The sequence below is a fragment of the Caballeronia sp. LZ043 genome, assembly GCF_031451075.1.
In the GTDB taxonomy this organism is placed as follows: Bacteria; Pseudomonadota; Gammaproteobacteria; order Burkholderiales; family Burkholderiaceae; genus Caballeronia.
Genome location: NZ_JARUXT010000004.1, coordinates 1,390,007 through 1,399,666, shown reverse-complemented (window position 1 = coordinate 1,399,666; position 9,660 = coordinate 1,390,007). Strand labels below are relative to the sequence as shown.

The following is a 9,660-nucleotide window of genomic DNA, read 5'->3' as shown; positions in this document are numbered from 1 at the left end:
CTGCCATACGATCATGAATTGCGTCGACGTGTGCCCGAAGGGGCTCAACCCGACCAAGGCGATCGGCAAGATCAAGGAATTGATGGTGCGCCGGGCGGTCTGAGGATGGGCAATGTGATGGTCGATACCCAAGACGATTCTCCGCATCAGTCCGACCCCCTTCGTCGCGCACGCCTTCGCTGGCGTGCCCGGCGCGGCCTGCTGGAAAACGATCTGATCTTCGATCGTTTCTTCAGCCGATATGAGCAAGAGCTCTGCGACGCCGACGTGGCCGCATTGACCCGTCTGCTCGAGCTGAGCGACAACGAACTGATGGACCTGCTGCTGGCCCGCACGGAGCCGGAAGGCGACCTGGCAACGCCGGATGTGATCCGCTTGCTTGGCATGCTGCGCACCGTGTGACTTCAGCAGGAATGCGCGGAGTTTTGCAAAATAGGCCGATGGTTGCGATTTGCAACGCTTCGGCTGAAATGACAAGGCCGTACTGAGACCAACGGCCGACAGTACAGTTTTTGCCGCGCAGCTTCCGTCGTGCAAATTATCGAAAACCTGTATCCATACTTCGATTGAGGATGTGCTATGACCCCGTCAGATGTTAAAGCCACGCTATCGTTCAGCGACAACTCGCCGAGCGTCGAAATGCCGATCTACAAGGGCACGATGGGCCCGGACGTGATCGACATCCGCAAGTTGTACGGTCAGACCGGCAAGTTCACTTATGACCCGGGCTTCATGTCGACGGCTGCGTGCAATTCCGCGATCACCTACATCGACGGCGACAAGGGCGAGCTGCTGTACCGCGGCTACCCGATCGAACAACTGGCCGTCAACGCCGACTTTCTCGAGACCTGCTACCTGCTGCTGAAGGGCGAACTGCCCAATGAAGCGCAAGCCAAGGAGTTCGTGGACACGGTCACGCGTCACACGATGGTGCACGAGCAGATGCACTTCTTCTTCCGCGGCTTCCGCCGTGACGCGCACCCGATGGCGGTGCTGACGGCAGCGGTGGGCGCACTGTCGGCGTTCTATCACGACTCGCTGAACATCAACGATCCGCGTCACCGCGAAGTCTCCGCGATCCGCATGATCGCGAAGCTGCCGACGCTCGTCGCGATGGCCTACAAGTTCAGCGTGGGCCAGCCGTTCGTCTATCCGAAGAACGAACTTTCGTACAGCGCGAACTTCATGTACATGATGTTCTCGAACCCGTGCGAAGAGTACAAGGTCAACGACGTGCTCGTGCGCGCCCTCGACCGCATCCTGATCCTGCACGCGGACCACGAGCAGAACGCTTCGACGTCCACCGTGCGTCTGGCGGGTTCGTCGGGCGCGAATCCGTTCGCGTGTATCGCGGCCGGTATCGCCTGCCTGTGGGGCCCGGCGCACGGCGGCGCTAACGAAGCCGCGCTGAACATGCTGGAAGAGATCGGCTCGGTCGACAACATTCCTGAGTTCATCAAGCAAGTGAAGGACAAGAACTCGGGCGTGAAGCTGATGGGCTTCGGTCACCGCGTCTACAAGAACTACGATCCGCGCGCAAAGCTGATGCGCGAGACGTGCCACGAAGTGCTGAACGAGCTCGGCCTGCATGACGACCCGCTCTTCAAGCTCGCGATGGAACTCGAAAAGATCGCGCTGGAAGACGAATACTTCGTGTCGCGCAAGCTGTACCCGAACGTCGACTTCTACTCGGGCATCGTGCAGCGCGCACTGGGCATCCCGACCTCGATGTTCACGTGCATCTTCGCGATGGCGCGTACGGTGGGCTGGATCGCGCAATGGAACGAGATGATTGCGGACTCGGAGCAGAAGATTGGCCGTCCGCGTCAGCTGTTCATCGGCCAGACGCCGCGCGAGGCAAAGCCGCTGGCGAAGCGTTAAGCCGCGTACGTTACGGAACGCTGCGAGAAAACCCCGGCGGGCAACCGCCGGGGTTTTTTAATGTCCGCGCGACGGGCCGATGCCGGGCTGCATGCAGCAGAAAGCAGCAGCAAGCGGTGGCCAGCGGCGAGCCTCTGGTCCTAGTCCGCAAACACTTCCTGCAACGCGCCCAGCGCGGTCCCGAGCGTGCTTAGTTCGATCGATCCTTCCAGCTTGACCAGCCGTACCTTGTCCACCGTACGGATCTGATCCAGCAGGATGAACCCCTGCTTGCGGTTGAACGTGACCGGAATGCGGAAGGGCGCCGGCCGGCCCTTGGTGGTCATCGGCGCGACGATGGCCGTACGCAAATGATCGTGCAGCTCAGGCGGTGAAACGACGACGCAAGGTCGCGTTTTTTGAATCTCACTGCCCAAGGTAGGGTCGAGCGCGGTCAGCCAGATATCGCCGCGGGCTACCATTCCAGCTCCGCATCTTCGCCATTGCCGAACTCGCCCATGACGAGACGGTCGCCGCCGCTCTGCGAGATGGACTTGCTGGCTTCCGCCCAGCCGTGACGCGCCTTGTTGCGCGGACGACGCAAGACGATTGCGTCATTTTCGACTTCCATTTCGACCTCCTTCTCCAGGCCCAGCTGGGCGAGAAACGGTTTCGGAATCAGAACGCCCTGGGAGTTGCCCATCTTCCGGATAGTGGTTTTCATGGAATCGCTCGTGATCTGAACAGGAAGCACGATGTTATAACTCCATGGGCATGCGCTCAATACAATGTTGGTACGCGCGCGAAACCCCGCGCTTCAACACAGGCTACCGACGCGGCGGTCACACCGCCATTCAGCCAGATGGCCGATCCGCCGCGAGAAACAAAGCAGGCTGGTAGTGCTGATCCGGGTACTGGCACCACTAGCATAAAGCATTGTTTTTAATAGGTTTTTCCCTCATCCTAGTACCCGGGACGCGTGCAGAGGTGGCATAATCGGTTAACAAGCCGTCGCTACATGGCGGCACATTCCCCGCAGTCACATACGAAAGCGCTCACCATGGCACAGACTCTCTACGACAAACTGTGGAACACACACGTGATCCACACGGAAGAGGACGGCACCTCGATCCTCTACATCGACCGTCATCTGCTGCACGAAGTGACGAGTCCGCAGGCCTTCGAAGGCCTCAAGCTCGAACAGCGCCCGGTATGGCGCATCAGCGCGAATCTGGCGGTGTCCGATCACAACGTCCCGACCACGGACCGTACGCACGGCATCGCCGATCCCGTCTCGAAATTGCAGGTCGACACGCTCGACCAGAACTGCGATAGCTTCGGCATCACGCAGTTCAAGATGAACGACCTGCGTCAGGGCATCGTGCACATCATCGGACCTGAGCAGGGCGCGACACTGCCCGGCATGACCATCGTCTGCGGCGATTCGCACACGTCCACACACGGCGCATTCGGCGCGCTGGCGCACGGTATCGGCACGTCGGAAGTCGAGCACGTGCTCGCCACGCAAACGCTGCTGCAGAAGAAGAGCAAGAACATGCTCGTCAAGGTGGAAGGGCAGTTGCCGCGCGGCTGCACCGCGAAGGACATCGTACTGGCCATCATCGGCAAGATCGGCACGGCGGGCGGAACGGGCTACGCCATCGAATTCGGCGGCTCGACTATCCGCGCGCTGTCGATGGAAGGCCGCATGACCGTCTGCAACATGGCCATCGAAGCGGGCGCGCGCGCCGGCATGGTCGCCGTGGACGACACCACCATCAGTTACCTGAAGGACCGTCCGTACTCGCCGCAGGGTGTCGAGTGGAACCATGCGGTCGAGTACTGGCGCCAGTTCAAGTCGGACCCGGACGCGCAGTTCGACCGCGTCGTCGAACTCAATGCCGCCGAGATCGTGCCGCAGGTGACGTGGGGCACGTCGCCGGAAATGGTGACGTCCATCGACGGCCGCGTGCCCGATCCCGACAAGGAAAAGGATCCGGTCAAACGCGACGCAATGGAACGCGCGCTGACCTACATGGCGCTCCAGCCGAATACGCCGATCGAATCGATCAAGCCGGACAAGATTTTCATCGGCTCGTGCACCAATGCGCGCATCGAGGATCTGCGCGCTGCCGCCTACGTCGTGAAGTCGCTGGGCAAGCGCGTGGCGTCGAACATCCGTCTGGCGATGGTCGTGCCGGGCTCCGGACTCGTGAAGGCACAAGCCGAGCGCGAGGGCCTCGACAAGATCTTCACGAACGCCGGTTTCGAATGGCGCGAACCGGGCTGCTCGATGTGCCTCGCAATGAACGCCGACCGGCTCGATGCCGGCGAACGCTGCGCGTCGACGTCGAACCGCAACTTCGAAGGCCGTCAGGGCGCGGGCGGGCGCACGCACCTCGTAAGCCCGGCCATGGCTGCTGCCGCGGCGATCGAAGGTCACTTCGTCGACGTCCGCAAGCTCGCTTAAACATTTCGAAAAGGTCCGAACGTCATGGAAAAATTCAATGTGCATAGCGGCCTCGTAGTGCCGCTCGATCGCGAGAACGTGGACACCGACGCGATCATCCCGAAGCAGTTCCTGAAGTCGATCAAGCGCACCGGCTTTGGCCCGAACGCGTTCGACGAATGGCGTTATCTCGATGTCGGCGAGCCCGGCCAGGACAACAGCAAGCGTCCGCTGAACCCGGACTTCGTGCTGAACCAGCCGCGCTATCAGGGCGCGTCCATCCTGCTGACGCGCAAGAACTTCGGCTGCGGCAGTTCGCGCGAGCACGCGCCGTGGGCGCTGGACCAGTACGGCTTCCGCGCGATCATCGCGCCGAGCTTCGCGGATATTTTCTATAACAACTGCTTCAAGAACGGCTTGCTGCCGGTGGTGCTGTCGGAACAGGATGTCGACAAGCTCATCAACGAGACGAATGCGTTCGTCGGCTTCAGGCTGACCATCGATCTCGAAGCGCAGGTCGTGCGCACCGGCGACGGCACCGAGTACACCTTCGACGTGCCGGGCTTCCGCAAGTACTGTCTGCTGAACGGTTTCGACGATATCGGCCTCACGCTGCGCCACGCCGACAAGATCCGCCAGTACGAAGCCGAGCGTCTTGCGAAGCAGCCGTGGCTGAATCACCGGCTCGCCGGCTAAATCCATCACGATCAGGAAAGGAACACACGATGAAGATTGCAGTGCTGCCCGGCGACGGGATCGGTCCGGAAATCATGGCCGAAGCGGTCAAGGTGCTGAACGCGCTCGGCGAGAAGTTCGAGCTGGAAGAAGCGCCGGTCGGCGGCGCGGGCTACGAGGCGCACGGTCATCCGCTGCCCGAGTCCACGCTCAAGCTGGCGAAGGAAGCCGATGCCATCCTGTTCGGCGCAGTAGGCGACTGGAAGTACGACAGGCTCGAACGCGCGCTGCGTCCCGAGCAAGCCATCCTCGGCCTGCGCAAGCACTTGCAGCTGTTCGCGAACTTCCGTCCGGCGATCTGCTATGCGCAGCTGACGGGCGCGTCGTCGCTGAAGCCGGAAATCGTGTCGGGTCTGGACATCCTGATCGTGCGCGAACTGAACGGCGACATCTACTTCGGCGCGCCGCGCGGCCTGCGTCAGGCGCCGGATGGTCCGTTCGAAGGCGCGCAGGAAGGCTTCGACACGATGCGCTATTCGGAGCCCGAAGTGCGCCGCATCGCGCACGTCGCTTTCCAGGCAGCGCAGAAGCGCCAGAAGAAGCTGACCAGCGTCGACAAGGCCAACGTGCTCGAAACCTCGCAGCTGTGGCGCGACACGATGATCGACGTGGCGAAGGAATACGCGGACGTCGAGCTGTCGCACATGTACGTCGACAACGCCGCGATGCAGCTGGTCAAGGCGCCGAAGGCATTCGACGTGGTCGTGACCGGCAACATGTTCGGCGACATCCTGTCCGACGAAGCGGCCATGCTGACGGGCTCCATCGGCATGTTGCCGTCGGCTTCGCTCGACAAGGACAACAAGGGCCTGTACGAGCCGTCGCATGGCTCCGCGCCGGATATCGCGGGCAAGGGCGTCGCCAATCCGCTCGCCACCATCCTCTCGGCCGCGATGATGCTGCGCTATTCGCTCGGCAAGACCGAACAGGCGGAGCGCGTGGAAAGCGCGGTGAAGAAGGTGCTGGAGCAGGGTTATCGGACGGGTGATATCGCCACGCCGGACGGCAAGATCGTCGGCACGAAGGAAATGGGCGATGCGGTGCTGAAGGCGCTGTAATCGCGGGAGGCGATTGGCCGCATCGCGGATAAAGCGGCCGATCGTCTCTTTTTACCGCTGTTCCTGCACGATCGATACGAATTTCACCCGGAAGACGCATCGCACCGACGAAAACAGCGGCTTATCGTGTATATTCTTTCGTCATGGCGAAGAACTCTCAATTCTCTCTGGTTTCCATCGGACGCGGCGCACATGCCGTCGCCACGGAACTCGCCATCGGCACGCGTATCGACGCCATTCAAGTTGCGTCCGGGTTCTCCAAAACCACGCGCATTACGAAAATCTCCATCAAAGCGATCACGATTCGCTGATCGTCCCTCGTGTCCGAGCGTCTTCCCCGCGCGGCCACGCCGGGTAAAGATGCGGGGAAGCGTCCACTTCAAGGGTAGTGAGTCATGAACGTAGGTCTCGTTGGTTGGCGCGGCATGGTCGGCAGCGTCCTGATGCAACGCATGCAGCAGGAAGGCGATTTCGACTTGATCGAACCGGTGTTCTTCAGCACCAGCAATGCGGGCGGCAACGCGCCGTCGTTCGCCAAAAACGAGACGAAGCTCAAGGATGCAACGAGCATCGACGACCTGAAGAAGTGCGACGCCATCATCACGTGCCAGGGCGGCGACTACACCAACGAGGTGTATCCGAAGCTGCGCGCGGCGGGCTGGAAGGGCTACTGGATCGACGCGGCGTCGGCGCTGCGCATGAAGGACGACGCAGTCATCATCCTCGATCCGGTCAATCTCGACGTCATCAAGGATTCGCTGGTCAAGGGCGGCCGTGATTTCGTCGGCGGCAACTGCACGGTCAGCCTGATGCTGATGGCGCTGGGCGGCCTGTTCCGCGAAAACCTTGTCGACTGGATGACGGCCATGACGTACCAGGCCGCATCGGGCGCGGGCGCGCAGAACATGCGCGAACTGCTCCAGCAAATGGGCGTGCTCTACGGCGCGGCCAAGGAAGATCTGGCGGATCCAGCCTCGGCCATTCTCGACATCGACCGCCGCGTGCTCGCCGCGATGAACGGCGAACGCATGCCGGTCGACAACTTCGGCGTGCCGCTCGCCGGCTCGCTGATTCCGTGGATCGACAAGGATCTCGGCAACGGCATGTCGAAGGAAGAATGGAAGGGCGGCGCGGAAACCAACAAGATTCTCGGCAAGCCGGCGATGGGCCAGCCGGGCTCGATTCCCGTCGATGGCCTGTGCGTGCGTATCGGCGCCATGCGCTGCCATTCGCAGGCGCTGACCATCAAGCTCAACCAGGATGTGCCGCTCGACGAAGTGAACGACATCCTGGCTTCGGCCAACGACTGGGTGAACGTGGTGCCGAACGAACGTGAAGCGTCGATGCGCGATCTGTCGCCTTCGGTCGTCACGGGCACGCTCACGGTGCCGGTGGGCCGCCTGCGCAAGCTGGCCATGGGCGGCGAGTATCTGTCGGCGTTCACGGTCGGCGACCAGCTGCTGTGGGGCGCCGCAGAACCGCTGCGCCGGATGCTGCGCATTCTGTTGGACAAGTAAAGTAAACTACGCGCCTGAAGCGTGTAGCTGAAACAGGAAGGCGTCGCGTTTCACGCGGCGCCTTTTGTTTTGGGCGATCGCGTGCCGCATCGCGGCACAACCGTTTTCGAGCGGGCGGGCCGTGCCCGCGTCGCGTCAATCTCGCCGTATTCCGGAGCCTCAATGATCCAACGACCTCGCCGGTCTCTCGTTTCGACGTCGCGTGCAGCGTTGGCCGCGGTCAGCCTCACCGTATGCGCGATGTTCTGGGCGCATCCCGGCGACGCGTTCGCCCAGGCCAGCGATGCGGCCTCTGCCGCCGCGCCGGGTCAGACCTATGCGGTCAAGCCGGGGCAGTCGCTCAATGACATTGCCGGCGAGCTGACGGGATCGAAGGATCGTGACGTCAAGGCACGTGCGGCGCGCGCACTGTTCGACGCGAATCCGACCTCGTTCGGTAATCACGACATCAACAAGCTGAAGCTCGGCGCCGTGCTGAACGTGCCCGCCGATCTGAGCGGCGCGTCGGCGCCGGCAGCGGCTTCGGCTTCTGCCTCAGCTTCAGCGCCGGTGGAGGCGGCCACTGCCGCTTCCGCGCCGGTCGCGCCAGCTTCGGAAAGCGCGCCGGCCATGGCTGCGAGCGCGGCGCCTGCGTCGTCGGTTGCACCCGCCGCGAGCGCGCCGGCGGACACGGCATCGACGCCCACACAGACGACCGAACCGGCGCCCGCACCTGCCGTCACCGCCAGCGCCTCCGCCAGCACCGCGCCCGCCAAAAGCGGCGGCATGTCGCCGGTGCTGATCGGCCTCGTGATCGCGGTCATCGTCGTGCTGATGGTGGTGATGCGGATGCGGCGAGGCAGGCAGCGTCCGACCGAGGCCGCGGACGACGCTCGCTCAGAGCGTGGACCTGAAGCTGGCGCGGCTGCTGCGGCGCTTGCGCGTGCTGATGATCCTGTCGAGGAAAGCCAGCCTGAAATCGACGCAGCCGCGGCGAGTCTCGAACGTGCCGAGGCGCCGCAGATTCCGGCGGCACGCTCCGAATCCGACTTGCCCCCGACGACCGAGGCACACCCTTCGACGTCCGCCCGAGCGACGCCGGAAGCGCCGCGCGAAGTCCCCGTTACCGAAGCGTTCACGCCCGTCGCGCCGGCCGCGCATCACCCCGATTTCGTTCCGCCGATGCCTGGTACGCTGGCAGGCGGCGACGCCACGGAGCAGCAAGCACAAGAGGCGCTGGAGCACGAGAGGAGCGTGCGGGAAGCCGTCGCTCGCGAAGCCGAGTCCCGCGAAGCCGAACTGCGCAAGATGACGGAGCGCGAAGAACAGGCACGGGAAGCGGCGGAGAAGGAGATCGTCGGGCGGGAAGCGGAACTGCGTGACTTGCAGGCCCGTACGGCCGATGAGCCGGCGCACTCGCCTGATCTCGCGCCTGATGAAGAACCCGTGCTCAGGCACAGCTTCCCGATGCCGAAGTTCCCGCAGGAGGCTATCCAGGCGCTCGATTCGCTCGACATGGCGTTGCCGCCACGCATGGAACTGAAGGCAGAGCCGTCACCCGCGGCGCCGGTCGAACCCGCGCCGACAGCGGCGCTGGAACCGCCTCCGCGCGAGGCACTGCCGGACACGCCGCCGGTCAGCGCGCGGTCCGCCGGTGCACACGAGATCGACCAGACGCCGATCGAGCAGGCGCCTTTCGTGCCGCAGCCGGTAGCGAATCCTCCGGCGCAGGCTTCGGAGCAACCGTCCGTGGCGTCGCAGGTCGAAGCGGGCACAGCAGGCGCGGCATCCGTGGCGGGGCTCGGCGCAACGCGCTTCGGGCCGCTGAGTCTCGATTTCGATCTGGGGCCGTCGTCGAGCGCGACCGAGCCGCTGCCCGCGCTGACGCCCGCACAACTCGCGACGATCGCCCGCAACAAGCTCGAACTGGCTGCCGAGTACATCGAACTGGGCGATCTTCAGGGCGCGCGCACCTTGTTGCAGGAAGTGATCGAATCGAACGATTCCGCCACGCGCCAGCAGGCCGCCACGCTGCTCTCGACGCTCGCGCCGCACTCCTGAA

General features: G+C 63.3%; 10 protein-coding genes and 1 pseudogene. 9 read left to right on the top strand and 2 right to left on the bottom strand.

Annotated elements, in window-relative coordinates:
• The 3 genes and pseudogenes from sdhB to QCE64_RS33880 all read left to right on the top strand — a co-directional run.
• Positions 1–103, top strand: a pseudogene (sdhB, locus tag QCE64_RS33890) (succinate dehydrogenase iron-sulfur subunit); the annotation flags it as partial.
• A gap of 2 nt (positions 104–105) precedes the next feature.
• A complete protein-coding gene (locus QCE64_RS33885) occupies positions 106–402 on the top strand; it encodes a succinate dehydrogenase assembly factor 2 (protein ID WP_310008490.1) in 297 nt (98 codons plus the stop codon).
• A 177-nt stretch (positions 403–579) separates the two neighbouring features.
• Entirely contained in the window at positions 580–1,881 is a 1,302-nt protein-coding gene (locus QCE64_RS33880; RefSeq protein ID WP_310008489.1) for a citrate synthase, read from the top strand.
• A gap of 140 nt (positions 1,882–2,021) precedes the next feature.
• Here the strand turns inward: QCE64_RS33880 and QCE64_RS33875 are convergent, their stop codons facing one another.
• Positions 2,022–2,342: a type II toxin-antitoxin system PemK/MazF family toxin gene (locus tag QCE64_RS33875; protein ID WP_310008488.1), complete on the bottom strand. Its 321-nt coding sequence runs from the start codon at positions 2,340–2,342 to the stop codon at positions 2,022–2,024.
• Positions 2,336–2,584 carry an AbrB/MazE/SpoVT family DNA-binding domain-containing protein gene (locus tag QCE64_RS33870; RefSeq protein WP_309821144.1) on the bottom strand — a complete coding sequence of 83 codons (249 nt, stop codon included), beginning with the start codon at positions 2,582–2,584 and terminating at the stop codon, positions 2,336–2,338. The genes QCE64_RS33875 and QCE64_RS33870 overlap by 7 nt, the downstream gene beginning before the upstream one ends.
• 336 nt (positions 2,585–2,920) lie before the next feature.
• On the opposite strand from QCE64_RS33870, the gene leuC reads away from it, so the two are divergent.
• From leuC to QCE64_RS33840, 6 genes are all read left to right on the top strand, one after another.
• Positions 2,921–4,330, top strand: a complete 1,410-nt coding sequence (leuC, locus tag QCE64_RS33865) for a 3-isopropylmalate dehydratase large subunit (RefSeq protein WP_309927267.1) — start codon at positions 2,921–2,923, stop codon at positions 4,328–4,330.
• A 24-nt stretch (positions 4,331–4,354) separates the two neighbouring features.
• A complete protein-coding gene (gene leuD, locus QCE64_RS33860) occupies positions 4,355–5,005 on the top strand; it encodes a 3-isopropylmalate dehydratase small subunit (RefSeq protein ID WP_310008487.1) in 651 nt (216 codons plus the stop codon).
• Between the two features lie 29 nt (positions 5,006–5,034).
• Entirely contained in the window at positions 5,035–6,102 is a 1,068-nt protein-coding gene (gene leuB / locus QCE64_RS33855; protein WP_310008486.1) for a 3-isopropylmalate dehydrogenase, read from the top strand.
• A 143-nt stretch (positions 6,103–6,245) separates the two neighbouring features.
• Complete coding sequence (locus tag QCE64_RS33850) at positions 6,246–6,413, top strand: hypothetical protein (RefSeq protein WP_309935313.1); 168 nt, start codon at positions 6,246–6,248, stop codon at positions 6,411–6,413.
• Positions 6,414–6,497: 84 nt separating this feature from the next.
• Positions 6,498–7,619, top strand: a complete 1,122-nt coding sequence (asd, locus tag QCE64_RS33845) for an aspartate-semialdehyde dehydrogenase (RefSeq protein ID WP_309935312.1) — start codon at positions 6,498–6,500, stop codon at positions 7,617–7,619.
• A 162-nt stretch (positions 7,620–7,781) separates the two neighbouring features.
• A complete protein-coding gene (locus QCE64_RS33840; protein WP_310008485.1) occupies positions 7,782–9,659 on the top strand; it encodes a FimV/HubP family polar landmark protein in 1,878 nt (625 codons plus the stop codon).
• Position 9,660 lies beyond the last annotated feature (1 nt).

Coding starts and splice junctions, on each gene's coding strand:
- asd (WP_309935312.1), top strand. CDS start 6,498: ATGAACGTAGGTCTCGTTGGTTGGCGCGGCATGGTCGGCAGCGTCCTG.
- QCE64_RS33875 (WP_310008488.1), bottom strand. CDS start 2,342: ATGGTAGCCCGCGGCGATATCTGGCTGACCGCGCTCGACCCTACCTTG.
- QCE64_RS33880 (WP_310008489.1), top strand. CDS start 580: ATGACCCCGTCAGATGTTAAAGCCACGCTATCGTTCAGCGACAACTCG.
- leuD (WP_310008487.1), top strand. CDS start 4,355: ATGGAAAAATTCAATGTGCATAGCGGCCTCGTAGTGCCGCTCGATCGC.
- leuB (WP_310008486.1), top strand. CDS start 5,035: ATGAAGATTGCAGTGCTGCCCGGCGACGGGATCGGTCCGGAAATCATG.
- QCE64_RS33840 (WP_310008485.1), top strand. CDS start 7,782: ATGATCCAACGACCTCGCCGGTCTCTCGTTTCGACGTCGCGTGCAGCG.
- leuC (WP_309927267.1), top strand. CDS start 2,921: ATGGCACAGACTCTCTACGACAAACTGTGGAACACACACGTGATCCAC.
- QCE64_RS33870 (WP_309821144.1), bottom strand. CDS start 2,584: ATGAAAACCACTATCCGGAAGATGGGCAACTCCCAGGGCGTTCTGATT.
- QCE64_RS33885 (WP_310008490.1), top strand. CDS start 106: ATGGGCAATGTGATGGTCGATACCCAAGACGATTCTCCGCATCAGTCC.
- QCE64_RS33850 (WP_309935313.1), top strand. CDS start 6,246: ATGGCGAAGAACTCTCAATTCTCTCTGGTTTCCATCGGACGCGGCGCA.